This is a genomic window from Sphingomonas glacialis, from assembly GCF_006439055.1.
GTDB lineage: Bacteria > Pseudomonadota > Alphaproteobacteria > Sphingomonadales > Sphingomonadaceae > Sphingomonas > Sphingomonas glacialis_A.
Genome location: NZ_RCZC01000001.1, coordinates 134673 through 161539, shown reverse-complemented (window position 1 = coordinate 161539; position 26867 = coordinate 134673). Strand labels below are relative to the sequence as shown.

The 26867-nt window shown below is 66.3% G+C and carries 23 protein-coding genes; 11 read left to right on the top strand and 12 right to left on the bottom strand.

From position 1 onward, the window contains the following. Window positions 1–123: 123 nt before the first annotated feature. Window positions 124–1107 (top strand): cation diffusion facilitator family transporter, encoded by a 984-nt coding sequence (locus EAH76_RS00760; protein ID WP_140846778.1) that lies wholly within the window; start codon window positions 124–126, stop codon window positions 1105–1107. On the opposite strand, the gene EAH76_RS00755 is transcribed toward EAH76_RS00760, so the two are convergent. Together EAH76_RS00755 and EAH76_RS00750 are read right to left on the bottom strand one after the other, a co-directional pair. Further along, window positions 1097–1285, bottom strand: coding sequence for a hypothetical protein (locus tag EAH76_RS00755; protein ID WP_140846776.1), 189 nt, complete (start codon window positions 1283–1285; stop codon window positions 1097–1099). The two genes, EAH76_RS00760 and EAH76_RS00755, sit on opposite strands and share 11 nt — an antisense overlap. 92 nt (window positions 1286–1377) lie before the next feature. After that, a complete protein-coding gene (locus tag EAH76_RS00750) occupies window positions 1378–2394 on the bottom strand; it encodes a polyprenyl synthetase family protein (RefSeq protein ID WP_140846775.1) in 1017 nt (338 codons plus the stop codon). Between the two features lie 107 nt (window positions 2395–2501). On the opposite strand from EAH76_RS00750, the gene EAH76_RS00745 reads away from it, so the two are divergent. The 3 genes from EAH76_RS00745 (at window position 2502) to EAH76_RS00735 (ending at window position 5588) form a co-directional block, all read left to right on the top strand. Next, window positions 2502–2786 carry a chorismate mutase gene (locus EAH76_RS00745; protein ID WP_140846773.1) on the top strand — a complete coding sequence of 95 codons (285 nt, stop codon included), beginning with the start codon at window positions 2502–2504 and terminating at the stop codon, window positions 2784–2786. Between the two features lie 108 nt (window positions 2787–2894). Continuing rightward, window positions 2895–4508, top strand: coding sequence for an MFS transporter (locus tag EAH76_RS00740; RefSeq protein WP_140846772.1), 1614 nt, complete (start codon window positions 2895–2897; stop codon window positions 4506–4508). 45 nt (window positions 4509–4553) lie between these two features. Next, window positions 4554–5588 (top strand): alanine racemase, encoded by a 1035-nt coding sequence (locus tag EAH76_RS00735; RefSeq protein WP_140846771.1) that lies wholly within the window; start codon window positions 4554–4556, stop codon window positions 5586–5588. 117 nt (window positions 5589–5705) lie between these two features. Here the strand turns inward: EAH76_RS00735 and EAH76_RS00730 are convergent, their stop codons facing one another. The 3 genes from EAH76_RS00730 to EAH76_RS00720 form a co-directional block, all read right to left on the bottom strand. Then, window positions 5706–9017 (bottom strand): TonB-dependent receptor domain-containing protein, encoded by a 3312-nt coding sequence (locus EAH76_RS00730; RefSeq protein WP_241659482.1) that lies wholly within the window; start codon window positions 9015–9017, stop codon window positions 5706–5708. 205 nt (window positions 9018–9222) lie between these two features. Next, window positions 9223–10395, bottom strand: a complete 1173-nt coding sequence (locus EAH76_RS00725; protein WP_140846766.1) for an acetyl-CoA C-acetyltransferase — start codon at window positions 10393–10395, stop codon at window positions 9223–9225. A gap of 29 nt (window positions 10396–10424) precedes the next feature. Beyond that, entirely contained in the window at window positions 10425–11492 is a 1068-nt protein-coding gene (locus EAH76_RS00720; RefSeq protein WP_241659481.1) for an alpha/beta fold hydrolase, read from the bottom strand. 32 nt (window positions 11493–11524) lie between these two features. Between EAH76_RS00720 and phaR the strand changes: the two genes are divergently transcribed. Together phaR and EAH76_RS00710 are read left to right on the top strand one after the other, a co-directional pair. Then, on the top strand, window positions 11525–12106 hold the full coding sequence (gene phaR, locus EAH76_RS00715) for a polyhydroxyalkanoate synthesis repressor PhaR (RefSeq protein WP_133186349.1): 582 nt from the start codon (window positions 11525–11527) through the stop codon (window positions 12104–12106). Window positions 12107–12113: 7 nt separating this feature from the next. Beyond that, window positions 12114–12293, top strand: a complete 180-nt coding sequence (locus tag EAH76_RS00710; RefSeq protein WP_140846763.1) for a hypothetical protein — start codon at window positions 12114–12116, stop codon at window positions 12291–12293. Window positions 12294–13087: 794 nt separating this feature from the next. Here the strand turns inward: EAH76_RS00710 and EAH76_RS00705 are convergent. From EAH76_RS00705 to EAH76_RS00680, 6 genes are all read right to left on the bottom strand, one after another. Next, entirely contained in the window at window positions 13088–14587 is a 1500-nt protein-coding gene (locus EAH76_RS00705) for a CpaF family protein (protein WP_140848267.1), read from the bottom strand. A gap of 182 nt (window positions 14588–14769) precedes the next feature. Further along, entirely contained in the window at window positions 14770–15021 is a 252-nt protein-coding gene (locus EAH76_RS00700; protein ID WP_140846761.1) for an ATP synthase F1 subunit epsilon, read from the bottom strand. A 182-nt stretch (window positions 15022–15203) separates the two neighbouring features. After that, window positions 15204–16679: a F0F1 ATP synthase subunit beta gene (gene atpD / locus EAH76_RS00695; RefSeq protein WP_140846760.1), complete on the bottom strand. Its 1476-nt coding sequence runs from the start codon at window positions 16677–16679 to the stop codon at window positions 15204–15206. Between the two features lie 19 nt (window positions 16680–16698). Further along, entirely contained in the window at window positions 16699–17586 is an 888-nt protein-coding gene (locus EAH76_RS00690) for a F0F1 ATP synthase subunit gamma (RefSeq protein ID WP_140846758.1), read from the bottom strand. 91 nt (window positions 17587–17677) lie between these two features. Next, window positions 17678–19207 carry a F0F1 ATP synthase subunit alpha gene (gene atpA, locus EAH76_RS00685; protein WP_140846756.1) on the bottom strand — a complete coding sequence of 510 codons (1530 nt, stop codon included), beginning with the start codon at window positions 19205–19207 and terminating at the stop codon, window positions 17678–17680. 3 nt (window positions 19208–19210) lie between these two features. After that, window positions 19211–19765, bottom strand: a complete 555-nt coding sequence (locus EAH76_RS00680; protein WP_133186361.1) for a F0F1 ATP synthase subunit delta — start codon at window positions 19763–19765, stop codon at window positions 19211–19213. A 220-nt stretch (window positions 19766–19985) separates the two neighbouring features. Here EAH76_RS00680 and EAH76_RS00675 point away from each other — a divergent pair, with 220 nt between their 5' ends. The 4 genes from EAH76_RS00675 to EAH76_RS00660 all read left to right on the top strand — a co-directional run bounded on the left by EAH76_RS00675 (window position 19986) and on the right by EAH76_RS00660 (window position 24093). Then, window positions 19986–21767, top strand: a complete 1782-nt coding sequence (locus EAH76_RS00675; RefSeq protein ID WP_140846753.1) for a methyl-accepting chemotaxis protein — start codon at window positions 19986–19988, stop codon at window positions 21765–21767. Window positions 21768–21836: 69 nt separating this feature from the next. Continuing rightward, window positions 21837–22514 (top strand): dienelactone hydrolase family protein, encoded by a 678-nt coding sequence (locus EAH76_RS00670; RefSeq protein WP_140846750.1) that lies wholly within the window; start codon window positions 21837–21839, stop codon window positions 22512–22514. Between the two features lie 62 nt (window positions 22515–22576). Next, window positions 22577–23617, top strand: a complete 1041-nt coding sequence (gene ada / locus EAH76_RS00665; RefSeq protein WP_140846748.1) for a bifunctional DNA-binding transcriptional regulator/O6-methylguanine-DNA methyltransferase Ada — start codon at window positions 22577–22579, stop codon at window positions 23615–23617. Beyond that, entirely contained in the window at window positions 23614–24093 is a 480-nt protein-coding gene (locus EAH76_RS00660) for a DUF1203 domain-containing protein (protein ID WP_140846746.1), read from the top strand. Before ada ends, EAH76_RS00660 begins: the two co-directional genes overlap by 4 nt. Here EAH76_RS00660 and EAH76_RS00655 read toward each other — a convergent pair. Further along, a complete protein-coding gene (locus EAH76_RS00655) occupies window positions 24082–25605 on the bottom strand; it encodes a S1 family peptidase (RefSeq protein WP_170207995.1) in 1524 nt (507 codons plus the stop codon). The two genes, EAH76_RS00660 and EAH76_RS00655, sit on opposite strands and share 12 nt — an antisense overlap. Before the next feature lie 407 nt (window positions 25606–26012). On the opposite strand from EAH76_RS00655, the gene EAH76_RS00650 reads away from it, so the two are divergent. Continuing rightward, entirely contained in the window at window positions 26013–26867 is an 855-nt protein-coding gene (locus EAH76_RS00650; protein WP_140846741.1) for a GAF domain-containing protein, read from the top strand.

Here is a 26867-nt window from a genome sequence, read left to right as displayed (position 1 = left end):
GAGAACAGCGCGTTGTTCGGGGGCATCCGACCGGCCACGCGGGAACCGCAAAGACGGTCCCAACGTCCTAGTATATCCCGCAATCGCGATGCTAGGCGGGTGCCCAGAGTTTCGGAGAACGTCGTGGCCGGCCATTCGCACAATCATGGACATTCGCACGGCCATTCGCATGGGGGCGGGCATAGCCATGCCGGGCACGATCACGGCCCGCCGGCCGAGGGCCACGACCGCGCCTTTGCGATCGGGATCACGCTCAACCTCGCCTTCATCGTCGGCGAAGTTGTGTTCGGGCTGATCGCCGGGTCGGTCGCGTTGTTGGCGGATGCCGGGCACAATCTGTCCGACGTGCTCGGCCTCTGCGCGGCCTGGGCGGCGATCGCGCTCGGGCGGCGCGCGGCGTCGAAGCGCTTCACGTATGGCCTCAAGGGCTCGACGATCCTCGCGGCACTGCTCAACGCGCTGCTGCTGCTCGTCGCGCTCGGCGCGATCGTGCTCGAGGCGGTGCAGCGGATCGCCGTGCCGGCGCCGGTCGACGGGCCGACCGTCGCCTGGGTGGCGGGGGCGGGGATCCTCGTCAACGGCGCGACCGCGCTGCTGTTCATGCGCGGCCGCAAGGGCGACCTCAACATTCGCGGCGCCTATCTCCACATGCTGAGCGACGCGATGGTGTCGGCGGGCGTCGTCGTGTCGGGGCTGGTGATCTGGCTCTCGGGCGCGACCTGGATCGATCCGATCGTCAGCATCGTCATCGCGGTGCTGATCTTCCTGCAGACCTGGGGCTTGCTCCGCGAATCGGTCGAGATGGCGCTGGCGGCGGTCCCGCGCAGCATCGATTCGGACGAGGTCTGGGAAGAATTGCGCGAGCTGCCCGGCGTCGCGCGCGTGCATCACGTCCATATCTGGCCGATGAGCACGACCGAAACCGTGCTGACCGCGCATCTCGTCATGCCTGACGGGCATCCGGGCGACGCGTTTCTCGATAGCGCCCGCGCCATGCTCAAGAAGCGTTTCGGGATCGGTCATGCAACGTTGCAGGTCGAACTGGTCGGCGCCGAAGCGCAGACCGCCAAATCGGGCTGTCAGCCGCCGCCGCCGCTCAGCGCCTAAACAGCGCCACGACCGCATCAAACAAGGTCGCCCCGGCGAGCGGCCCTACCAGCAGCATCAGCAGGTTGAAGCCGATGATCCAGGCGGCCACCGATTCGGCACGCTTGTTCTGGCGCGGGGCGGGCTTGGGTTCGGGCCGTTCGGGCGGGGTCCATTCGTTCCGGAAATCGACGAACATGCTCGATGCTCCTGTGCCGCACCCGCGGCACTATGCTCTATTCCGCCGAATTAGGAAGCTGCAAAGGCCGCCAAAGCGGCGGCGTTAGCGGATCAATATGCGCGGGCGATCGCGAATTCGACGGCCTCGATCATCGCGTCCTTGGCCTTGCCATTGGCGAAGATGCCGAGCGCATCGATCGCGCGTTGGCCATAATGGCGTGCGCGTGCGAGCGTGTCGTCGACCGCGCGAGTCGTGCGGACCAGTTCGATCGCGCGCGCGAAATCCTCGTCGCGATTGCGATGGCCCTCGATCGCGGCCTTCCAGAAGATGCGGTCGTCGCCCGTGCTGCGAGCGTAAGCGAGAATCACCGGCAGCGTCGCCTTGCCTTCGCGGAAATCATCGCCGGCATCCTTGCCCATCGTGCCCGCGTCGGAGACATAGTCGATCGCATCGTCGACCAGCTGGAATGCGATGCCGAGGTTGCGGCCGTACGAATCGAGCGCGAGCTCTTCGGCCTCGGGCCGCTCGGCAACGACTGCCGCGACGCGGCACGCCGCGGCGAACAAAGCGGCGGTCTTCGCGCCGATAATGTCGAGATAGCGTTCCTCGGGCGTGTCGATCCGGCGCGCGGCGGTGAGCTGGTTGACCTCGCCCTCGGCGATGATCGCGCTCGCGCCGGCGAGAATACCGAGCACTTTCAGCGACCCGTCCTCGACCATCAGCTCGAACGAGCGGCTGAACAGGAAGTCGCCGACCAAGACGCTCGCCGGATTGCCCCAGATCAGATTGGCGGTGCGCTTGCCCCGGCGCAGGTCGGAGCCGTCGACGACATCGTCGTGCAGCAGCGTGGCGGTGTGAATGAACTCGACCGCGGCGGCGAGCCGGTGGTGGCGCGTGCCGGTATAGCTCAGCAGCCGCGCGCTCGCGAGCGTCAGCATCGGGCGCATCCGCTTGCCGCCGCCGGCAATGAGATGGCCGGCAAGTTCGGGAATCAACGGGATCTCGGACTGCATCCGCGACAGGATCACGGCATTGACCATGTTCATGTCGCCGGTGACGAGTTGCACCATCGGCTCCAGCGAGGGCTGGGCGCGGCTCGGATCGAGGCGGAGAAGGGTGGCGCTCATGTGGGCTGCGATGTGGCCGCGCGCGCGCCCAAAGGCAAGCGTTTCCCGGCTTGCATGGGTCCTCCCGTGCCCGCAATAGGGCGAGGACATCAGATGGGGAGCAGTCGGTGGCCGACGAGACGCTGAACGGATACCGCCAGAGCATCGACAATATCGATGCGGCGTTGGTCTTCCTGCTTGCCGAGCGCTTCAAGACGACGCAGGCGGTTGGCCGCTACAAGGCGACCGCGGGGCTGCCGCCGGCCGATCCGGGGCGCGAGGAATCGCAGATCGCGCGGCTGCGGGGCCTGGCCAAGCAAGCCGATCTCGATCCCGATTTCAGCGAGAAATTCCTGCGCTTCATCATCGACGAAGTGATCCGCCATCACGAGCGCGTGCGCGACGCGGGATAATCGCATCGGATAGCGTGCGGGCGGGATGCGTCTCGCTGCACGGCTTGCCGCACGTGCGAAACCGCTTATCGTCGCGCCGGGCCCGAAGCATGGGTGGGGATAGCGACTATGGCGACGATCTTGGCGAGCGATGTGGGGCCGGACGCACCGGCGGCGCCGAGCCGCAAGGACATCCAGCTGATCATCACCGCCTCGTCGCTCGGCACGATCTTCGAATGGTATGATTTCTTCATTTACGGCACGCTCGCCGCCTCGGGGATCATCGGCCGGACCTTTTTTCCCGCGCAGAGCGAGCTGCTTCAGACGCTCTATGCCTGGGCGGGCTTCGCGGTCGGGTTCGGGTTTCGCCCGCTCGGCGCGATCCTGTTCGGCTTTCTCGGCGACAAGCTCGGGCGCAAATACACCTTCCTTGTGACGATCACGCTGATGGGGCTGGCGACCGCCGGTGTCGGGCTGGTGCCGAGCGCGGCGACGATCGGGCTGGCCGCGCCGTTTATCGTCATCGGGCTGCGGATCCTGCAGGGGCTCGCGCTCGGCGGTGAGTATGGCGGCGCTGCGATCTATGTCGCCGAACATTCGCCGCCGGGGCGCAGCGGCTATTTCACCAGCTTCATCCAGGCGAGCGTCGCGGGCGGGTTCATCCTCAGCCTGATCGTCGTCCTGCTCGCCAAGGCCGTGATGCCCGCCGGCGTTTGGGACGCATGGGGTTGGCGCGTGCCGTTCGTCTTCTCGCTCGTGCTGCTTGCGGTGTCGCTGTGGATGCGGCTGAAGCTGTCCGAAAGCCCGGTGTTCAAGCAGATGAAGGCGGCGGGCCAGACCGCCAAGAACCCGTTCGTCGAGAGCTTCACCTATCCGGGCAACCTCAAGCGGCTGTTCGTCGCGCTGTTCGGAATCGCGGCGGGGCTGACGGTGATCTGGTACACCGCGATGTTCACTGTGCTGTCCTTCCTCCAGGGCACGATACGCGTTCAGGAGACCGCGGCGCAACTGATCGTCGGTTTCGGCGCGCTCGGCGGGCTCGGCTTCTTCGTGCTGTTCGGCTGGCTGTCGGACAGAGTCGGGCGCAAGACGCCGATCGTGATCGGCTATGCGCTGACGCTGGTGCTGCTCTTTCCGATCTTCTGGGTGATGGGCAGCGCCGCCAATCCCGAACTCGCGCATGCCGCCAAGCGCGCGCCTGTCGTCGTGTCGGGCCCGGCGTGCCAATACGACCTGTTCCCGGCCAAGCCGACCGAATGCCGCCGCCTGCTCGACTATCTGTCGAAAAAGGGCGTGCCCTACACCAAGGCGCATACGCCGGTGACGCTGGTGCTGATCGGTGGCGTCGGCGTCGAGGATCTGAGCGACGCCGGGATCGATGCCGCGCTGGCCAATGGCGGATACGATCTGCGCCCGGTCGTGCCGTCGCCAGGCAATATCGCGCTGATCCTGCTCGCGATCTTTGCGCTCAGCGCACTTGCCGGGATTACCTATGGCCCCGTCGCCGCCTTGCTTTGCGAGATGTTCCCGCCGCGGATCCGCTACAGTTCGATGTCGATCCCCTATCATTTCGGCACTGGCTATTTCGGCGGCTTCCTGCCGCTGATCAGCCAGGTGATCGTCGCGCGCACGGGCAACCCCTATGCCGGGCTGTGGTACACGATCGCGGTGGTGGCGATGGCGCTGGTCGTCGCGCTGTACGGGCTCGAGGAAAGCAAGCCCGGCCGGGCGAGCGCCGACTGAACGCCGCACTGGCGCGGCCGTGCCGCGGCGGCTAACCGCTCTGGCATGACCGATGCCCCGCTCCGCCTCCGCCTCGACACCGCCGCGCTCGTAGCGAACTGGCGCGCGCTCGACGCGCTGAGCGGCGCGGCGGCCTGTGGTGCTGCGATCAAGGCCGATGGGTATGGGCTCGGCGCGGCGGGTGTCGCCGAGCGTCTAGCGGGTGCTGGATGCCGCGATTTCTTCGTCGCGACCTGGCGCGAGGCCGAGCGCCTCGCCGGGCTCGGGTTCGACGTGGCGGTGCTGCACGGCGCGCGCGCCGAGGACATGGCGGCCGCCGCGAGCGGCATCGCGCGGCCGGTGCTGAACACCGCCACGCAGATCGCGCGCTGGCGCGAGGGCGGTGGCGGGCGCTGCGACGTGATGGTCGATACCGGCATGAACCGGCTCGGCGTCTCGATCGCCGAGGTGGAGGACGGTCTGCTCGACGGGCTCGCGATCGACACGCTGATGAGCCATCTCGCCTGCGCCGACGAGGACAGCGCGATGAATGCGCGCCAAGCGACGGCGTTGCGCGAGCTCGGCGGACGCACCGCGGCGCGGCGGATGAGCCTCGCCAATTCGGCGGGGATCGCGCTCGGCGCCGATTATGCCTTCGACCTGACGCGGCCGGGGCTTGCGCTCTATGGCGGCGTGCCGCGCGGCGAATTGGCGGGCGTGCTACACCAGGTCGTGACGCCCGAGGCACAGATCCTCCAGCGCCGTACGCTCGCGGCGGGCGAGTCGATTGGGTATAACGCGCTGTTCACGGCGACGGCAGCGACCGAGGTGGCGATCCTCAATATCGGCTATGCCGACGGCTATTGGCGCGGGTTCAGCAATGCCGGGTGCGCGCGCGTCGGCGATGCAGCGCTGCCGGTGATCGGACGGGTGTCGATGGATCTGACCGCGATCTCGGTTGCGGCGGCGCCGGGGCTGGTCGAGGGTGATTGGGTTTCGCTCGACTATGCGTTGCCGGCGGCTGCGGCCGCATCGGGCATGTCGCAATATGAGTTGCTGACGGGGTTGGGGCAGCGGTTCGCGCGGGTTTGGACCGCATAGCACCACCCTGACCCACGACCATCCGCCGGGGACGATCCCCCTCGAACGCCGGCCGGGCCACAAACGAAAACGGCCGGGGCATGAGCCCCGGCCGTCGCGTTGTGATCGTGTGTTTGATCAGTACCGCGCGCGGACGCCCACGGAGAAGTACCGACCACGGCTGTCGTATATCGCGCCGTTGCCCGAGCCGGTGAGGCCATAAGGCGGGAGCGTGTTCCCGACGTTGTTGACGTTCAGGTTGAGGTCGAACTTGTCGTTGACCTGAACCCCGATGCGCAGATCGTGATAGGCAGTCGCTGGATAGAAGACGACCTGAGCGAGATCGGTGTTCTGCGGCGGCTGGCCGTTAACGCCGTTATAGTTCTCGTAGGCGCCGAGATACTGCTTGCCGATCCAGCGCAGGCCGTACCCGAGGGTCACGACGCCGAGCTTGACGTTCGCGTTGATGTTGAACGTATCCTGCGGATCGCCGAGTTCCTGCGAGATCACATCCTTGAACGACGGATTCGAAGGGTTGTTGTAGTTGTCGCGCTGGATGACATGCGTCCACACACCGCTCAGGTTCACCCGCCCGAAGTCGAACTGGTGCGTGTAGTCCATCGTGAAATCGACGCCGCGGGCCTTCTGCTTGGCGAAGTTCGCCGAAGACTGCAGCAGCGACCCTTCCAGAACGCGGAACTGCTGTTCGCCACGCGCGCCGCCGCTAGCGCCGGCGCGCGAGAACAGTCCGCAGAACGGATTGTTGAGCGTCGCCGAGTCGTAGCACAGGTTGAGGATCGTCTGTGCTGCGACGGAACTGATGACGTTGTTCACCGTGATGTTCCAGTAATCGGCGGTGAGCGTCAGACCGGGAACGTAGTGCGGTGAGAATACGCCGCCCAGCGTCAGCGAGGTGGAAGTCTCCGCCTTCAGGTTTGGGTTGCCGCCGCTGATGATCTCGAGCGAGCTGCTGTAGACATAGTCATAGTTGGCTGGCTTGCCGGCTGCGTTGCAGTTCGCGACGCGGAAGGTCGTGCCGTTGGCCAGATTGCGGTTCGAGCACGGATCGGTGACCGTCGCGAAGTTCTGACCCGCAGGCGAATAGAGATCCCCGAGATAGGGCGAGCGAACCGAGGTCGAATAGGAGCCCCGGAAGCCGAAGTCGGTGATCGGCTTATACGTTCCGCCAACGCTGTAGGTGTAAACCGTACCGACCGAACCCTTGTAATCGGATACGCGGCCCGAACCGGTGACCGACAGTTCGCGCAGCAGCGGAAGGTCCTTGACGATCGGCAGTCGGAGCTCGCCAAAGGCTTCCTTCACTTCGAACGACGGGGCGTTGAAGCTCTGGATTGCGTTGTAGAAGTTGTAGCCGGCCTGGGTCACCGGATCGAGCGTGTACTTCAGCGTCTCGCGACGATATTCGCCGCCGATCGAGAAGGCGACCGGGCCGCCGGGCAAGCTGAACAGCTGGCTCGAATCCCCCGACACGTAGCCATTCAAGACCAACTGGGTCGAGCGCCCGCCTGCCGTCGTGGTGGAGGTCAGATAGTTCTTCGCGGCATCGCTGATGTTGCCCTCGCCGAACGGGTTGAGTGGAACGCAGGCTGCGACGTCGGCGGCGAGGATCGCGGCCTTGGTCGAGGTCGGCGTGCCGGTCGTGCCCGCGCGGGAGTTGGCATAGGCCGGGTCGATTTGCGAGCGGCAGACGATCTGGCCCGCCGCGTTGCGCGCCGTGTCGTTGGCGAGCAGGAAGCGCTGGGCGTTGATGTTGCCCGCGATGATGTTGGTTTCTTCATGCCGGCCATAATTGGCCGAGACTTCATAGTGCCAATCATCGTTGAAATCGCCGCGCACGCCGATCACGGCCTTGTAGGTGTCGCGCTTGATGGCTTCGTCGCGGACGCCGAGGTCGAGATAGTTGCGACGGTTGGAGAAGCGGAACGTGCCGGCGGCGATTTGCCGCAGCGCCGCCGCCTGCCCGGCGAGGCCGGCCGCGGTCGTGCCATAGGCCGTGCCGGTATTGGGGTTAACGCCCGAATTCACCGACGCGACGAGCTGCGACTGGATGACGCCGCGCGCTTGGGCCGACAGATAGGGGTTATCGAGCCGGATGCCTTCGCGGTTGACCACGGTGTTGGTCGCCGAGTTGGAATACGACACGTCGGTGAAGCCGGCCACTGTGGTTGCATCGCCGACCGTCTGCCCCTGCGAGAAGAACGGACCGCTCGACGAGCCGAACGCCTCGGTGCGCACAAAGCGCGCTTCGAAGAACGGCACGAACGCGCGCGCGACTTCGAAGTGACCGGTTGCGTTGAAGGCATAGCGCTTGAGGTCGGGCGTCAGCGCCACCAATTCGCGTTCACGACCCGAATAGCCGTTCCCCGACAGGAAGCTGCCGTTCGGCCCGATGCCGACGCGTTGACCGGTCTGCTGGACCAGCGAACCGTCCGGCTGGAACAGATAGGTGCAGGTGAAGGCGGAGCGCGCTGCGGCGTTGCCGTTGCCGTCGAGGCCACACGGCGCCGCCGCGTTCGAATAGCGGAAGCCGAGCTGACCGCCGAGCGAGATCGTGCTCGAGCGAATGTCCTGGAAGAAGGTCTGATCGGGAATGCCATCAGAGCCGTTCACCGATCCGGCAGGATCGGTTTCGACGGTGACGAAGCCGTCATTGTGCGAGAAAGCCGGGCGATCCGAGGCGAAGTACCGCTCCTGATGCGCGAATTCCGCGTTGATGGCGATGTTACCACGTCCGTCGGCGAAGTTCTTGCCCGCGACGAGCGAGATGTACTGGTTGCCACCGTCGCCATATTTGCTGATGCCGGTCTGGCCGTGCAGGCGAAGCCCGTCGTAATTGTCCTTGAGGATGAAGTTGACGACACCGGCGACCGCGTCCGAGCCGTAGACCGAGGAGTTGCCGCCGGTCACGATGTCGACGCGTTCGATCAGGTCGGTCGGGAAGGTGTTGGTATCGACGATCGCCCGGTTGTTGACGATGTCGGCGGCGACTTCGCGGCGGCCGTTGACGAGCACCAGCGTACGCACCGTGCCGAGGCCGCGCAGATCGAGCGCGTTGATGCCGCGCAGACCGAGCGAACCGGTGAGCGAGTTCTGCGAGCTCAGCGTCGAGCGCAGCTGCGGCAGATCGTTGAGGACGTCACCGATCTGGACACGGCCGCTCTGGAAGATCTCGGCGCTCGAGATCGACGTGATCGGCACGTTCGATTCGGCGTTGGGCGAGCGGATCCGGGACCCGGTGACGACGATGTTGCTATCGTCCTCTTCCGAGGCGGACGTCCCGTCCGCCGGGGCCGGTGGGGTCGTTTGCTCGGTTTGTGCGGCAGCTACGGCCGCGGCGGCCGTAACCGGTTCGGCCGCCCAGGCGGCGGCGGGTAGAGCGAGCGTCAGGCTGCCAAGAGCCGTTGCCGACAGAAATGCGTGTATTTTCACTTGAACCCCCATTTACCGGGCGGCGTTCGGCCGTCTCGATTGGGGGTAACAAATAAGAAATATAGGGCCGCCGCAATACCTACTGTTGCCGAACATGAACCTAGTATGAAGGTTTCGTGGGAATGTGATCAAAATGTCACGTTTGAAATGCGACGGTCGCCACCCCTAGCCTGGGCACGACGCGTCGCCATTCCCAATCAGAGCGTCACCGCTCCACGCACACCGCAATCCCCATTCCCCCACCAATACAAAGCGTTGCCAGCCCCTTCTTCGCATCGCGCTTGGCCATCTCGTACAGCAGCGTCGTCAGCACGCGCGCGCCCGAGGCGCCGATCGGATGGCCGATCGCGATCGCGCCGCCGTTCACGTTGACGCGCTCGGGATCCCAGCCGAGTTCCTTGCCGACCGACAGCGCCTGCGCCGCGAACGCCTCATTCGCCTCGATCAGATCGAGGTCTGCAATGCTCCAGCCGGCCTTCTCGAGCGCGCGGCGGGTCGCCGGGACGGGGCCGATTCCCATGATCGACGGATCGACCCCGGCCGACGCCCAGCTCGCGATTCGCGCGAGGATCGGGCTCCCACGCTTCTCGGCCTCGGCGCGCGTCATCAGCACCAAAGCGGCGGCGCCGTCGTTGAGGCCGCTCGCATTCGCGGCGGTGACGGTGCCGTCCTTCTTGAACGCCGGGCGCAGGCCCGCAACGCTTTCGAGCGTCGCACCGGCGCGGATATATTCGTCGTCCGAGACGATCGTGTCGCCCTTGCGGCCCTTGATCGTGACCGGCGCGATCTCGTCGCGGAAGCGGCCGGCACCGCGCGCGGCCTCGGCGAGGTTTTGCGAGCGGACCGAGAAGACGTCCTGCGCCTCGCGGCTGATCTGATATTGCTCGGCGAGGTTTTCGGCGGTGATGCCCATGTGATAGTTGTTGAACACGTCGGTCAGGCCGTCGCTAATCATCGTGTCGACCATCGTGACATTGCCCATCTTGGTGCCGCCGCGCAGGTTCTGCGCATGCGCGCTGAGCGACATCGATTCCTGGCCGCCCGCGACCATGATGCGCGCGTCGCCGCACGCGATCGCCTGCGCCGCGAGCGCCACCGCGCGCAGGCCCGAGCCGCACACCTGGTTGACGCCCCAGGCGGGGATTTCCTTGGGAATGCCCGCCGCCATAGCGGCCTGGCGCGCCGGGTTCTGCCCCTGGCCGGCGGTCAGCACCTGGCCGAGGATGACTTCGGAGACGTCCTCGCCGGCGACTCCTGCCTGCGCGAGCGCCGCCTCGATCGCGATCCGCCCGAGTTCGTGCGCCGGCGTCGCGGCGAAGGCGCCGAGGAAGCTGCCGACGGGCGTGCGCTTGGCGGCGGTGATGACGATGTCCTGCATGGCTCTTCTCCGGCGGAATGATCTGGCGGCTATTTAGCGGGGGGCAGGGCGTTTAACCACCCCGCCAGCGGTTCCCAAAGTTGCGATCGCGCGCCGCGCCCGACGATCATCCCGACATGTCCCGCGCCGAGATCGTGGCGATCGGGAAGATTGGCGGCGGTGGCGGCGGGAACGATGCGGTCGTTGAGCGAGACGAAATCGACCGTCGGGCAGCGCAGCGCCGCAGGGTCGATCGTGGTGCCGGCGATCTGCCAGGCGCCGCTGCCGGGCAGGTCCTGCGCGATGCACTCCTCGAACAGCTGACGCCCGGCGGCATAGGGGAGGGGGGCACCGCCATTCGCCCAATCCTCCATCGCGACGAAGCGCTGCGCCGCGGCGCTGCCGGGCTCGATCGCGGCGAAGGCTTCATATTTGGCGATCGTGCGTGCGGGATCGAGTCGCCAGAAGCCCGACTGCAACACCTCCATCGGGACCAGCCCCAGCGCCTCGCACGCCGGCTTGGCCGATGCCCAAAGACCCGCCATGTCGGCGCGCGCCGCAGCCCCGAACCCCGCAAAATGCCACGGTGCCGCGATCAGCGCCAACCCCGCGACCTCGGTGAGACACGCCGCGGCCAGCGCCAGCGTCCCGCCGAGGCAATAGCCGACGAGAATCGGCGGCGTGTCGAACTTCGCGATCAGCGGCAGCAGCACGCGCGTGACATGCGCATCGAGGTCGAGCGTGCCGCCTGCCGGCGCCTGCGTCCCCCAGTCGAGCAGGAACGGGCGATGCCCCTGCGCCGCGAGCCAGCGCAGCAGCGAAACGTCGGGCAGCAGGTCGAGGATATGCGGCGGATTGATCAGCGAGGGGACGAACAGCACCGCGCGTCCGGTGGCGCCTTTCGCGCCGTAATCGCGCAGCCGCGCTTTCCCTTTTCGGTAGCGCGCGGGCATCGGTTTCCGCACCCGGCCGCGCGGCGCGTCCTGATAGGCGCGCAGTCCCGCCAGTGCTGCGGCGCGGCGTTCGGGCGCGGTCGCGGTCTCGGCAAGCAGCATTTCGAGGAATAATGGCAGCGGGCGCGGGCCGTGTTGCGATGCGGTAATAATTGGTGGTAGCATCTGGCCAAACATATATCGGGGAGCCCTTCTGCATGAAAAAGACCATTCCGGGCGACGGCCCGGTGACGATCAAGAAGTATGCGAACCGTCGGCTCTATAATACCGAGACCTCGTCTTACATCACCCTCGAGCATCTCGCCGCGATGACGCGCGAGGGGCGCGACTTCAAGGTGCTCGACGCGAAGACCGAAGAAGACATCACGCACAATATCCTTACCCAGATCATCATGGAGGAGGAACAGCGCGGCCAGACGATGCTGCCGGTCAACTTCCTGCGCCAGCTGATCGCGATGTACGGCGATTCGATGCAGGCGATGGTGCCGGGCTATCTCGAAGCGTCGATGGACAGCTTCCGCCACAACCAGCAGCAGTTCAAGTCGGCGGTCGAGGGGGCTTTCGCGCAGTCGCCCTTCGCCAACACGCCGTTCGCCGAGATCGCCAAGCAGAACATGGCGATGTTCGAAGCGGCGACCGCGGCGTTCAAGCCCGGCGCGGTGCCCGGTGGGGCGGCAAAGCCTGCTCCAGCTGCCGCGATGAGCAAGGATGACGAGATCGCCGCGCTCAAGGCCGAGCTCGGCCGGCTGAACGAGAAGATCGAGAAGCTCGGCGACTGATTCGGCGATGGGGTGGTGGATCGGTGCGGCGGGTGCGATGCTCGTCGCGGTTTGGGCAGGCGTCGCCGACTGGCGGCGGCAGCGGCGCGACGACCTCGACGCGGTCGGCTGGATCGACTGGCGCACCCTCCACGTCCTCGCGCTGGTGGCGACCGCGCTTTGCGCGGCGCTGGCGTGGCGCCGGTGAGGCTCTGTCTTATGGCGGTGAAGAGGCGATAGTTTGCTCTTGGCCTCTCCCCATTGAAAGCGGCCACATCTCTGTTAGCGTAGCAAAATGCTTCCTAATCGGTGGTCTGTCTGCGGAACGTGCCTGCCACTCGCGCTGATTGTCGCCGGGTGCAACTCTGTACCTATTAAGCGTCAAAATCCCGCGAGCTATTCAAAAGACCTGTGTGGCGGTCAGCCCATTTGGAGCGCGAGTGGGGCTGAGACTGGCGAGTTGATGACATACAACCGTCTTGTGTTGTCTCCGTCGGCGATCCTTTGGAACGGTGTCGCAATCGATCGGCCGACCCTCAACGACTATCTAGATCAGGTGCGATCATTGAATCCCCGTCCTGTCACTGCGCTCGTCCCCGAACCACACGCGAACTGTGCAGAAGTTCTCCGTGTGCGCCGCGAAATGGAAGCTCGGTTGCACTGCTCTACCGAGAGGGATTGTGTAGAATATTCAGAGGCGGACTGGCTTAAAATGCACCCGCCGGTCTCGTAGTAATTACATTGGCAGAATGGCCGGTTTTGCGGACGCCTCTGGTGGGATAGAACGGCGATAGTGGTACGATCTTTGCCACGCAGCTTTTGCGCTTGGCGCAGGTTCGCGGCGCGCCGCGCAACACCGTAATCCTTCCTTTTGGTGCCTTCGTTTGAGTCACCTTCTTCTTCCCTCTGCCGTAGATGAGGAAGAATTTTTGACACAAAAGCACAAGGGCGCAAAGCGATCCAGCCGCCGCTCCCGCGAGCACCGGCCAGCTTCGCGCCGCCTTACAGGCACGCCTCGAGATACGCCTGGTCGAACCCGAAGGTCCGCGCCTTTTCGAGCGTATAGGGACGCAGGCCCATCGAGCGATATTCGCCGATGATCTTCCCGTCGGCCGATTCGTCGAGATATTCGAACTTGAACAGCTCCTGCGTGACGATCACCGGGCCTTCCATGCCGATCACCTCGGTGACGTTGGTGACGCGACGCGAGCCATCGCGCAGACGCTTCACCTGGATGATCATCTCGACCGAATCGGCGATCTGACGCGAGATCGCTTCCTTCGGCACCTTGATGTCGGACATCATCACCATGTTCTCCATACGCGCGAGCGCCTCGCGCGGGGAGTTGGCGTGGAGCGTACACATCGAACCGTCGTGGCCGGTGTTCATGGCCGCGAGCATGTCGAAACACTCGCTGCCGCGGATTTCGCCGAGGATGATGCGATCCGGGCGCATACGCAGCGCGTTCTTGACGAGATCGCGGATGCTGATCTCGCCTTGGCCCTCGAGGTTGGCGGGGCGCGTTTCGAGCGGGAGCCAGTGCGGCTGCTGCAGGCGGAGTTCGGCCGCGTCCTCGATCGTCAGCACGCGCTCGCCCGGGTCGATCATCTTTGACAAAGCGTTGAGCATCGTCGTCTTGCCCGAGCCGGTACCACCCGAGATGACGACGTTGAAGCGGCACGCGCCGGCGATCTTCAGTGCGGTTGCCATCTTCGGCGACATCGAGCCGAAGCCCGCCATCATGTCGAGCGTGATCGGCTTGGCGGAAAACTTACGAATCGAGATCGCGGTGCCGCGCAGCGACAGCGGCGGCACGATGACGTTGACGCGGCTGCCGTCCTTGAGGCGGGCGTCGGCGAGTGGGGTGGTTTGGTCGACGCGCCGGCCGACCGAGTTGCAGATGCGCTGCGCGATCTGGAACAGGTGTTCCTCGTCGCGGAACTGGATCTGCGCGAGCTCGAGTTTGCCCTTGCGCTCGACATAGGTCTGCTCGGGGCCGTTGACCATGATGTCGGTGATGTTCGGATCGGCGAGCAATTCTTCGAGCGGCCCGAGGCCGAGCAGTTCGTCGACCAGCACCTTTTCGAGCGCGAACTGCTCGCGGCGGTTGAGCGTGAGTTTCAGCTCGGCGAGCACTTCGCCGATGATCGGGCGGAATTCCTCGGCGAGTTCGTCCTTGTCGAGCGTCGCCGCCGCCTCGGGATCGACGCGTTCGAGCAGCCGCGGGAGGACCTGCTCCTTGATCTTGTGGATCGAGCTTTCGAAGCCCTCGACCCTCGAACTGCCCGATTCGCCGGATAGCGCCTGGCGGTCGGCGAGGCGCTGCATCGCGTCCTGCTGCATGCCCGGCATCGTGCCGAACGCTTCGGGTTCTGCGCCGCTCGGCAGCGGGGGGAACTGCTCGCCCGCGCCGGGCGCCGCTTCGCCATCGGCGGGACGCGAACCGCCGCCCTGCATCGGGCGCGCGACGCCGAACGCGGGTCTCGCGCCTGCGCCCGTCATGCCAGGTCGACGCCCAAATGCACTCATGCCGCCAGTTTCCTCATGCTTGGCGACAAGCGTTAGGGGAGAGTGTTTGACATTTTCCTAACCAAACCGCGCGCCCGGGTGGCGCGGACCGCTAAAACGAAAAGGGCACCGTCATCATGACGATGACAGTGCCCGATCGCGGGAGAGCGTAAAACTTAAGCGGTGCGCTCGGCGAGCACCGTGAGGCCGGTCGCGCTGACTTCGGCGAAACCGCCTTCGATCGCGATCAGCTCGGGCTCGCCCTTTTCGGTGCGATAGACCGACAGCGCGCCGTCGCGGATCGTCGACATGATGGGCGCATGGCCTTCGAGCACGCCGAAATCGCCCTCGGTGCCGGGGACGACGACCATATAGACCTCTTCCGACCGGACGAGCTTTTCAGGGGTGACGAGTTCGAAGTGCAGCATGTCTTGTCCTTCTCCTGGTCCTCTCCCGCGCGCGGGAGAGGCTACGGAGACTTGGGCCGCCTTCTTCAGGCGGGCCTAGTCGAAGTCGGTGAGGGTCTTCTTCCTGTCCGGAGTGCGGCGAAGAAGAAGACCCTCACCCAACCCTCTCCCGCGAAGGCGGGAGCGGGCTAGTAAGGGGTAGCTTACGCTTCCTTGGCCATCTTCTCGGCCTTGGCGATCACTTCGTCGATCCCGCCGACCATGTAGAAGGCGCTCTCGGGCAGGTGATCGTACTCGCCGTCGACCACGGCCTTGAACGACTTCACGGTGTCTTCGACCTGGACGAACTTGCCGCTGATGCCGGTGAAGACCTCGGCGACGTGGAACGGCTGCGACAGGAAGCGCTGGATCTTGCGAGCGCGCGAAACGGTCGACTTATCTTCTTCCGACAGCTCGTCCATGCCGAGAATCGCGATGATGTCCTGGAGCGACTTGTAGCGCTGCAGCGTCTCCTGAACGCGGCGGGCGGTGTCGTAATGCTCCTGGCCGACGATCGCCGGGGTCAGCACGCGGCTGGTCGAGTCGAGCGGATCGACGGCCGGGTAGATGCCCAGCTCCGAAATCGCGCGGTTGAGGTTGGTCGTCGCGTCCAAATGGGCGAACGAGGTTGCCGGAGCCGGATCGGTAAGATCGTCGGCCGGAACGTAGATCGCCTGCACCGAGGTGATCGAGCCCTTGTTGGTCGACGTGATGCGCTCCTGCAGCGCGCCCATGTCGGTCGACAGCGTCGGCTGATAGCCCACTGCCGACGGAATACGGCCGAGCAGTGCCGACACTTCCGAACCCGCCTGGGTGAAGCGGAAGATGTTGTCGACGAAGAACAGAACGTCCTGGCCTTCGACGTCGCGGAAATATTCGGCGATCGTCAGGCCCGAGAGCGCGACGCGTGCACGCGCGCCTGGCGGCTCGTTCATCTGGCCGAACACGAGCGCGACCTTCGAGCCCTCAGGCGTCGGATTGCCGTCGGCATCCTTGGCGATGACGCCTGCGTCGAGGAACTCGTGGTACAGATCGTTGCCCTCACGGGTACGCTCGCCGACGCCCGCGAACACCGAGGTGCCGCCATGGCCCTTGGCGATGTTGTTGATCAGCTCCTGGATGAGCACGGTCTTGCCGACGCCGGCGCCGCCGAACAGGCCGATCTTGCCGCCCTTCGCATAAGGAGCGAGCAGATCGATGACCTTGATGCCGGTGACCAGAATGGCGCTCTCGGTCGACTGATCGACGAAGAGGGGAGCCGGTGCGTGGATCGGCATCGTCTCGGTGTGGCCGACGGGCCCGCGCTCGTCGATCGGCTCGCCGATGACGTTGAGAATGCGGCCGAGCGTCTGCGGGCCGACGGGAACGCGGATCTGCGAGCCGGTGTCGGTGACTTCCTGGCCGCGGGTCAGACCCTCGGTCGAATCCATCGCGATCGTGCGGACAGTGTTCTCACCGAGATGCTGCGCGACTTCGAGCACGAGGCGGTTGCCGTTGTTCGACGTCTCGAGCGCGTTCAAAATCGCGGGGAGGCGATCCTGCTCGAAGGTGACGTCGACGACGGCGCCGATGACCTGGCTGATACGGCCGACGCTGTTGGTGGTCGCGACCGGGGGGAGTGTGTCTGGGGCGGTTGCCATGATGCTTTCCTCGTATCGACTACTTGAGCGCTTCGGCGCCGGAGATGATTTCCACCAGCTCGGTGGTGATCGCGGCCTGGCGGCTGCGGTTGTACTGGATCGTCAGGCGATTGATCATGTCGCCGGCGTTGCGCGTCGCATTGTCCATCGCGGTCATGCGACTGCCCTGCTCCGACGCGGCATTTTCGAGCAACGCGCCGAAGATCTGGATCGCGATGTTGCGCGGCAGCAGCTCGGCGAGGATCGATTCCTCGTCTGGCTCATATTCGACCGCGGCGGTCGCCGAAGTCGCGGCAACGTCGTTCGCCGCGGACGGCAGCGCGACCGGGATGATCTGACGGCCGACCGGCTCCTGCACCAGCGCCGACTGGAAGCGGGCGTAGAAGAGATGCGCGACGTCGAATTCGCCGGCTTCGTAGCGTGCGATCAGATCGTCGGTGATCGCCTTGGCATCGACGAAGGCGACGGTCTTGATGTGGCTCATCTCGTGATCGGTGAGGATCTGCGTCGGGAAGAAGCGCTTGATCACGCGGCCCTTCTTGCCGGCGATGTAGAACTTCACCGTCTTGCCCGCGCGCTCGAGCTCTTCCGCCTTGCGGCGTGCGGCACGGACGATGTTCGAGTTGAACGCGCCTGCGAGGCCGCGCTCCGAGGTCGCGATGACCAGCAGATGGACCTGGTCCTTGCCGGTGCCGGCGAGCAGCTTGGGGCTCGATTCGCTGACGGTCACCTTCGAGGCGAGGCTCGCCATCACCTGCTCAAGGCGAAGGGCATAGGGACGCGCCGCGATCGCCGCTTCCTGGGCACGGCGCAGCTTGGCGGCGGCGACCATCTTCATCGCCTTGGTGATCTTCTGCGTCGACTTCACCGAGCCGATGCGGATCTTGAGGGCCTTTAGGCTTGCCAACTCGTTCTTCCCTTTGCCGTCATCCCGGCGAAGGCCGGGATCGCTCTGTTACTGAGCGGCCCCGGCCTGCGCCGGGGCGACGTGGTTGGTTTTACGCAAACGTCTTCGAAAACGCACCGAGCGCGGTCTTCAGCGCTTCGGTCGTCTCCTTCGACAGGTCGCGCTTGTCGCGGATGTCGGTGAGGAGAGCGGCGTGGCTGCTGCGCATCTCGGCGAGCATCGCCTGCTCGTAGCGGACGACCGCGTTGACCGGCACGGTATCGAGGAAGCCGTTGGTGCCAGCGAAGATCGACACGGTCTGCTCTTCGAACGGCATCGGCGCGAACTGCGCCTGCTTGAGCAGCTCGGTCAGACGCGCACCGCGGTTGAGCAGCTTCTGCGTCGAGGCATCGAGATCCGAGCCGAACTGCGCGAACGCCGCCATTTCGCGATACTGCGCGAGCTCGAGCTTGATCGAGCCCGAGACCTTCTTCATCGCCTTGGTCTGGGCGGCCGAGCCGACGCGCGACACCGACAGACCGACGTTGATGGCGGGACGGATGCCCGCGAAGAACAGGTCGGTCTCGAGGAAGATCTGGCCGTCGGTGATCGAGATCACGTTGGTCGGGATGTAGGCCGACACGTCACCCGCCTGCGTCTCGATGATCGGCAGTGCGGTGAGCGAGCCGCCCCCGTTGGCGTCGTTCATCTTGGCCGCGCGCTCGAGGAGACGCGAGTGAAGATAGAACACGTCGCCCGGATAGGCTTCGCGGCCCGGCGGGCGGCGCAGCAGCAGCGACATCTGGCGGTAGGCGACGGCCTGCTTCGACAGATCGTCATAGACGATGACGGCGTGCATGCCGTTGTCGCGGAAATATTCGCCCATCGCGCAACCGGTGTACGGCGCGAGGAACTGCAGCGGGGCAGGGTCCGACGCGGTTGCCGCGACGACGATCGAGTAATCCATCGCGCCCTGCTCGGTCAGCGTGCGGACGAGCTGTGCGACGGTCGAGCGCTTCTGGCCGACCGCGACGTAGATGCAATAGAGCTTCTTCGACTCGTCGTCGCCCTGATGCGCTGCCTTCTGGTTGATGAAGGTGTCGATCGCGACCGCCGACTTGCCGGTCTGGCGATCGCCGATGATCAGCTCGCGCTGGCCACGGCCGACGGGAACGAGTGCGTCGATCGCCTTGAGGCCGGTCTGGACGGGCTCGTTGACCGAGGTGCGCGGGATGATGCCCGGTGCCTTGACTTCGACGCGGCTGCGCTGCGTCGTCTCGATCGGGCCCTTGCCGTCGATCGGGTTGCCGAGGCCATCGACGACGCGGCCGAGCAGCGCCTTGCCGACGGGGACGTCGACGATCGTGCCGGTGCGCTTGACGACGTCACCTTCCTTGATCTGCGAGTCCGACCCGAAGATCACGACGCCGACATTGTCGGCCTCGAGGTTGAGCGCCATGCCCTGCACGCCGTTCGAGAATTCGACCATCTCGCCCGCCTGGACGTTGTCGAGCCCGAAGATGCGCGCGATGCCGTCACCGACGCTGAGCACCTGGCCGGTTTCCGAAACCTGCGCTTCGGTGCCGAAATTGGCGATCTGGTCCTTGATGACCTTCGAGATTTCTGCGGCGCGGATATCCATGACTTAACCTTTCATCGCGTGCGCGAGAGCATTGAGACGAGTGCGAATCGAGCTGTCGATCCGCTGCGAGCCGATCTGGACGACCAGACCGCCGAGGAGGGTGGGGTCGACCGAAAGATCGACCGAAACGTCGGTGCCGATGCGGGTGCGCAGCTGCTGCTTGAGCGCCTCGACCTGCTCTTCGGTGAGCGGATGCGCCGAGGTCACTTCGGCGGTCGTCTCGCCGCGGTGGCGTGCCGCCAGGTCGCGGAAGGCGCGGATGATCGCGGGGAGCTGCGACAGGCGCCGATTGTCGGCGAGCACGCCGAGGAACTTCGCGGTCGTGTCATCGACGTCGATCATCTCGGCGGCGGACGCGACGGCCTTGGCCGCCTGCTGCCGCGAGACGACCGGGCTGCCGATAAGCTGCGCGAACTCGCTCGACTGCGCGATGGCGGCGCGGACGCGGCCGAGGCTCGCCTCGACGGCGTCGATCGATTTGGTGTCACGCGCGAGCTCGAACAAAGCGGTGGCATAGCGGCCGCTTAAGCTTGCTTGAATACCGCCGGATGCTTCCACGCGATTGAGGTCCTCTTGGGCACGATTGGTGGCCCCATGCAAAAAGAGGGCGCTGGGGAATGCGCCTTCAGATGGGATGGCGAGCGGTTAGCATCGGCTCGGGTCGCTTGCAAGCCATGCGCACAAAGCGGCCCTATTGCCCTCAACAAGGCGTTGCTTTCACGTAACTGTAATAATCGCTTAACCATTGGTTGGGAGCTTTCCGACAATAATGTCGGACATGAAACGAATCGCTTTCGCTCCGCACATCCCGCTGTTTCGCTTCTGGATCGATCGTATTGCTGCGCGCTGGGACGCTGGCGGGCGCAATCTGCGGATGCAGTTGCGGCGGATCGTCGGCGGTTTGCTGGCGATCCAGGCGCTGCTCGCGCTCGCCTTGATCGGCACGACGCTGGCGACGAGCCACCGCGTCAGCGTGCTGGTGGTCGATCGCTTCTATCCGATCGGCGAATTGCAGCGCGTCAACGCCAGCTACGCGACCGCACTGCTCACCGCGCACAAGGTGCGCAGCGGCAATCTCTCGGCGACCGGCGCGGTCGCGACGATCCAGGCGACGCGCGCCGAGATCGCAACGAACTGGGCGGCGTTCACGCAGCACAGGCTCGACACCCGGCGGGCGGGCGAGGTCGCGCAGGTCGCCGCGGCGCGGCACGAGGCCGATGCCGCGCTCGACCGCTTGCTCGACCTGCTGCGCGCCAGGCGGCTCGACCAGCTCGATTTCTTCGTCAGCGGGCCGCTCTACGCCGCGATCGATCCGCTGACCGCGTCGAGCACCACGCTGATGACCGACCTGCGCGCTGATGCGACGCGCGAAAGCGCGGCACTCGATACCGGGTTCGTCGAGGTCTATCTGCTCGTCGCCTTCGTGACCGTGGTGGCGTTGCTCGTCGCATTCTGGGGGATGCGGATGCTCAGCCTGCGCGTCGAACGGCCGCTCGCGCTGATCGCCGAGGCGACGCGCGACATCACGCTCGAACGTGCCGACGCGCCGATCCCTGCGCTCGACCGCAGCGACGAGATCGGCGACATCGCCCGCGCGCTCGCCTTTGCGCGGCAACGCTCGGCCGATGCGCGCCGGCTGAGCGAGGAAGCCCGCCACACCGCCGACGCGCTCTATGCCAGCGAGCGGCGCGAGGATGCCGCGCGCGCCAAGCGCGCCGCCTATCTCGATTCGCTGTTCGAAGTGTTCGAGCGCGCGGCCGGGCTTTCGGTGCGCCAGCTCGCCTCGACCGGCCCGGCCTTGCGCGAGACCGCCGCGGCGATGTCGAGCGAGGCGGGGACGACCGAGAAACATGCGATGGCAACCGCCGCGCTGACCGAGCAGAGCGCGAACAATGCGCGCACGATCGCGCAATCGGCCACCGCGCTTGCCGGCGCGATCGAGCAGATCAGCCGTGCGGCGAACGAATCGCGCGCGGGCGTCGCGACGGTGCGCGAGCGCACGCTCGAGGGGCGCGGCCATGCCGAATCGATGGGGGCGCTCGTGGCGGAGATCGCCGCAGTGCTCGACATGATCGCCGCGGTTGCCGGGCAGACCAATCTGCTCGCGCTCAACGCGACGATCGAGGCGGCGCGCGCGGGCGAGGCGGGGCGGGGCTTCGCCGTCGTCGCCGAGGAAGTGAAGGGGCTCGCCCGCCAGACGCAGACCGCGGCGGGGCGGATCGAGGCACGGCTCGCGGCGGTGCGCACCGCGAGCGACACCGTGCTCGCGACGATCGAATCGGTCGACGGGCTGGTCGCCGAGCTCGACCAGTCGTCGGCCAATGTCGCGCATGCGGTCGACCAGCAGCGCGGGATGACGCAGGCGATCGCCTATGCCATCGCCGAGGTCGAGGACGGCACTGCCGACGCCGCCGCCAACATGCAGACGCTGCGCGAACGCGCCGAACGCTCGCGCCAGACGTCGGACGACGTGACGCGCACCGCCGAGGAGGTCGCGGGCAGCGTCGAACGGCTGCGCGGGCAGATCAACCAGCTGATGGCCGACGTCCGCGCCGCCTGATCGCGCTTCCGTGCACGCCGCAATGTTGCTAGCGGCGCGGTCGCGGGGGCGACAGTGACGGAGAGTAAAATGACCGGCCAGATGCAGCAGATGACGATGTCCGATGGCGCAACGATCGGCGTCTATCACGCGCAGCCGAGCGGCACCCGCAAGGGCGGCTTGGTGCTGGTCCAGGAGATCTTCGGCGTCACCGCGCATATCCGTGCGCTGTGCGACGAATATGCCGCGGACGGCTATGAAGTGCTCGCGCCCGCGATCTTCGACCGCGAGCATCCCGGCTTCGAGGCCGATCACGATGCCGAGGGCATGGCGCAAGGCATCAAGCTCGCGCGCGAAGTCCATCCGTTCGATTTGAGCCTCGCCGACGTGCAGACCTGTGTCGATGCGCTGGCCAAGGCCGGGCCGGTGTTCGTCGTCGGCTATTGCTATGGCGGTTCGGTCGCGTGGTTCGCGGCGACGCGGATGCACAATGTCGCGGCGGCTTCGGCCTATTACGGCAGCATGGTGCCCGCCGCCGCCGACGAGGAGCCCAAGGTTCCCGTCATCCTCCATTTCGGCCGCGAGGATCAGGGCATCCCGATGGAGGGCGTCGAGAAGGTCATCGCCAAGGAGTGGCCGAACGCGACGGTCTATGTCTACGAAGCGGGCCACGGCTTCAATTCGGACCGGCGCGAAGCCTATGACGCCGAGAGCGCCAAGCTCGCCAAGGCGCGCACGCTCGAGCTGTTCGCCGCTAACGCAGGCTGACGCTTCGCTTTGAGCGCAAGCGCCGGGATGGCGCGGCGTGAGCGTGCGGCTACAACGCTTGCATGACCACGCCGCGCCTCCCGCTCGACCCAGACGCCGCCTGGCGCGCCTTCGAGGCGCGCGACCGGCATTCCGATGGCCGCTTCGTCGGCGCGGTGAAGACCACCGGCATCTATTGCAAGCCGAGCTGCCCGGCGCGGCGCCCCAAGCGCGAGAATATGGACTTCTATCGCACGCCCGAGGAAGCGCGGGGGGCGGGGTTCCGGGCGTGCCTGCGCTGCACCCCCGACGAGGTCGGGCGCGACCGGATCGCGGTGGCGCGCGCGATCGCGCTGATCGAGGCGGCCGAGGAACTGGTCGGGCTCGACACGATCGCCGCGCAGGTCGGCTATGCGCCGCATCATTTCCACCGCCTGTTCAAGCGCGCGACGGGCGTGACGCCTGCCGCTTACGCGCGCGGGTTGATGGCGGGCCGTGCCGCGCGCGCTTTGACCGAGGAGAGCACCGTGACGGCAGCACTCTACGAGGCCGGCTATTCGGCGCCGAGCCGCTTCTACGAAGGCGGCGCCAAGCGGCTCGGCATGAGCCCGAGCGCGTGGCAGCGTGGCGGCGAGGGGGTGACGATCCGCTGGATCCTCGCCGAGACGTCGCTCGGTGCGGTGCTCGTCGCGGCGACCGATGCGGGGCTGTGCCGCGTCTCGTTCGACGAGGATGACGGTGCGTTGCGGGCACGCTTCCCGCGCGCGGAAATCGTCCCCGGCGGCACGGCGCTGGCCGATCTCGCCGCGCAGGTCGTCGCCAGCGTCGAATCGCCCGAGCGCGACCAGGATCTGCCGCTCGACGTCCGCGGGACGGCGTTCCAGGAGGCGATCTGGCAGGCGCTGCGCGAAATCCCCTTGGGCGAGACGCGCAGCTACGCCGAACTCGCCGCCGCCGCGGGCAATCCCAAGGCGGTCCGCGCTGCGGGGAGCGCGTGCGGCGCCAATCCGGTCTCGATCATCGTGCCGTGCCACCGCGCGCAGCGCAGCGACGGGACGCTCGGCGGCTATGCCTATGGGATCGACCGCAAGGTCGCGCTGCGCGACCGCGAGGGGGTGAAGTGAGTGGCTTCGTCCTTCGCGGGATCGACCCCGCGCCATTCGTCCCGCTCTACGGCCTGTCCGATGCGGCGCTGCGCGAGCACGGCGCGCTGCGGATGACCGTCGATGCCAGCCCCGGCTTTCCGTGCCGCGTCTCGCTCGAGGATGCCGTAGTCGGCGAGTCGGTCTTGCTGCTCAATTACGAGCATCTCCCGGTCGATACGCCGTACCGGGCGCGCCATGCGATCTTCGTGCGCGAAGGCGAGGCGCAGGCGGCGTATCATGTCGACCACGTGCCGCGGCAATTGGCGATCCGGCTGCTGTCGCTGCGTGCCTTCGACGCCGCAGGGATGATGCGCGACGCCGATGTGGTCGAGGGCCGCGATCTGGTCGCGGCGATCGAGCGCTTCTTCGCCGACCCCGCCATCGCCTATCTCCACGCGCACAATGCCAAGCCGGGCTGTTTCGCCGCGCGGATCGACCGCGGCTCAGCCGGCTGACGGCGTCGGGCTGCTGGACGCCCCGGCCGGCGCGGGCGTGCACTGATAGACGATCTTCTCGTTGGGCCGTGCCGGCAGGCTCGTGCGGATCGCCGCCTGTTGCGAGGCGAGGTTGGCGCGCCCGGCCTCATCCGGCGAACACGCCTTGAGCGTCACCTGCGAGCGGATTTTCCGTAGCTCGTCCATCTGGTCGGACCCGAGGAAGTACCGCGTCGTGACATAGCGGCGCGTCGCCGGATCGAACTGCAGCACCGACACGGTCTGCTCCTGCGCGGGCACCAGGATGCGGTCCCATTTGCTGCCATTCTCGGCATATTGCGTGCGGCCGTTCATGCAGCCGGCCTGGCCCCAGTCGATCACCGTGTCCTCGGTCGAGGACGACACGACGCGGCTGCGTTCGGGGACGAAGCTGCACACCATCTTGCCGAGCGGTACGCTCGACGACATCGGCGCGACAGGCGCGTCGATCTTCGCGGTTTCGTTGGTGGCAAGCATCGGCGTGCCGGTCGGGCGCAGCAGGAAGAGCACGACGGCGCCCACCATCATCAAGGCGCCAAGCCCCCACGCCCAGATCGCGCCACGCCGCAGCGCCTGCGCATCGAGCAGTCCGCCCAGGCCGATCGCCATCGCGCCGAGCACGAGGAGCAAAGTGGCGATCGCCATGACGTTTTCGCGGTGCCGATCGGCGGCGTCGCGCGCGGCGATCCACGCGGCGTCGCGCGCGACCAGCGCCTTGCCCGCAGCGGTGCGCCGCGCTTCGTCGGCCAAGGCGGCCGCCTTGGCCTCGGCCTGCGCGTCGACCTTGTCGATGTCGGCGATGCTCGTGCACGGCGTACCGACCGCGGCATAGCTTTGCTTGGCGCGGATCAGGAAGGCGGTGAGCTCGCTATTGGCGATCGCGAAGCCGAAGCTCGAATCGCCTTCCTCGCCGCGCGTGATCGCCGAATTGACGCCGATCACGCGCCCGCACGGATCGAGCAGCGGCCCGCCCGAATTGCCGCGCGCGATCTGCGCGGTGTGGAGCATCACCGCGGTGCCCGACATCTGCCGCCGCCCCGAAAACACGCCCTCCGAGCGGATCGGCGAGAGCGGATGGATGTAGTCGACCGCCGATTTCGCGGTCGCCATATCGACATTGCCGGGATAGCCGAGCGCGGTGACCAGGCTGCCTTCGTCGACCGGCCCGGTGTAGATCGCGCTGGTCGGGATCGGCTTGCCGGTAAATTCGATCAGCGCGAGATCGTGCGCGGTGTCGAGCGCGATGACCTTGCCCTGATAGCTTTTCGAGCCCTCCGACGGCACGATGCCGATCACGACATTGCCGGGATAGCGCGACAGCAGTTCGACGACATGCGCGTTGGTAACGATCCGGTTGGGCGCCACCGCAAAGCCGCTGCCATGGCCGAAGCCGACGACTTCATCATCGACGATCGCGATCGTCACGACGCGTACCACGCTGCGCGCGGTGGCGGAGATGTCGTCGGCGTGCGCGGGGGCGGCGGCGAAGAGCATCGTCGCGATCAGGGCAAGCAACGCCGCGCAATGCCGCTTGAAAACTATGGCAAGGACATCGCGCGACGCGGCGCGAAGACCGCTGTCGCGACGCGACGGGGAGGGCAGGCAGGACATCGCCCGATTCTGGCAGGATCGCGTCGCGCGGGACAGGGGAAAGTGTGTACCGGCTCGATCGCCCGGGGCGCGCGCGCGACCAAGCCCTTCCTCGACGCCACGACGGCAGGGATCCACCCGACTGTTGTAGATTTCCCTAAGGGCAATGTGGAGGCACCAAGCCTCTATAGAAAGAGAAGTGGCTGTTCAGTGTCGGAGCGATCCCTGTCGATACCGGAAAAGCCCCGAACAGGATTTGGCAGCAGAGACACTTAATGCCGTAGCAACAGAGAGGTTTTCAAAGGTTTGCGATGCTTTCCGACCGGCGCTATCCCGTCCCAGACAATGAAGCGTCGCGGCTCGACGCGCTGGCGCGCTACGCGATCCTCGATACCGCTCCGGAACCGGTCTTCAACGATGTCGTGAAGCTCGCGCAAAGCGTGTTCGCGGTGCCATCGAGCGCGGTGTCGTTCGTCGACGACGATCGGCAATGGTTCAAGGCGCGACGCGGGATCGCCTTTGCCGAGACGCGGCGCGAAGACGCCTTTTGCACGCACACGATCCTGTCGGATGCGCCGATGGTGGTTCCCGACGCGATGCGCGACCCGCGGTTCAGAGACACTGCGCTCGTCGTGCGCACGCCGTATATCCGCTTCTATGCCGGTGCGCCGCTGACGACGCCCGCCGGTTTCAACATCGGGACGCTCTGCGTCATCGATTCGGCGCCGCGCGACGACTTTCGCAGCCGTGAGCGCCAGCAACTGGCGGCCTTGGCGACGGTGGCGATGGCGGAGCTGGATCGTCGCGCGGCCTATGGCGAGCAACGCCATGCGGATCGCTTAGAGGTCGCGTTGCACGGTATGGTGAGCGGCTACGGCGTCATCCCGACGCCGGTCGAAATCCCCAACATTTCCGCGCGCGGCGCGATGATCCGTGGGGCTCTCCCGCAGCTGCAGCGCGATACCGCGCTGATCCTGACGATCCGCAACACGGTCGTCGTCGCGACCGTCGTATGGAGCCGCGAGGACGCCGCCGGCCTGGCGTTCGAGGGCCCAATCGACCCAGTCCTGATCGCGCGGATGAACGACCGGCTCCGCCACGGCGCGCGATCGCCGAGTCCCGCGCCCGCGCCGTCAATCGTCGAGGCGCCGCCGTTGTTGGTGTGA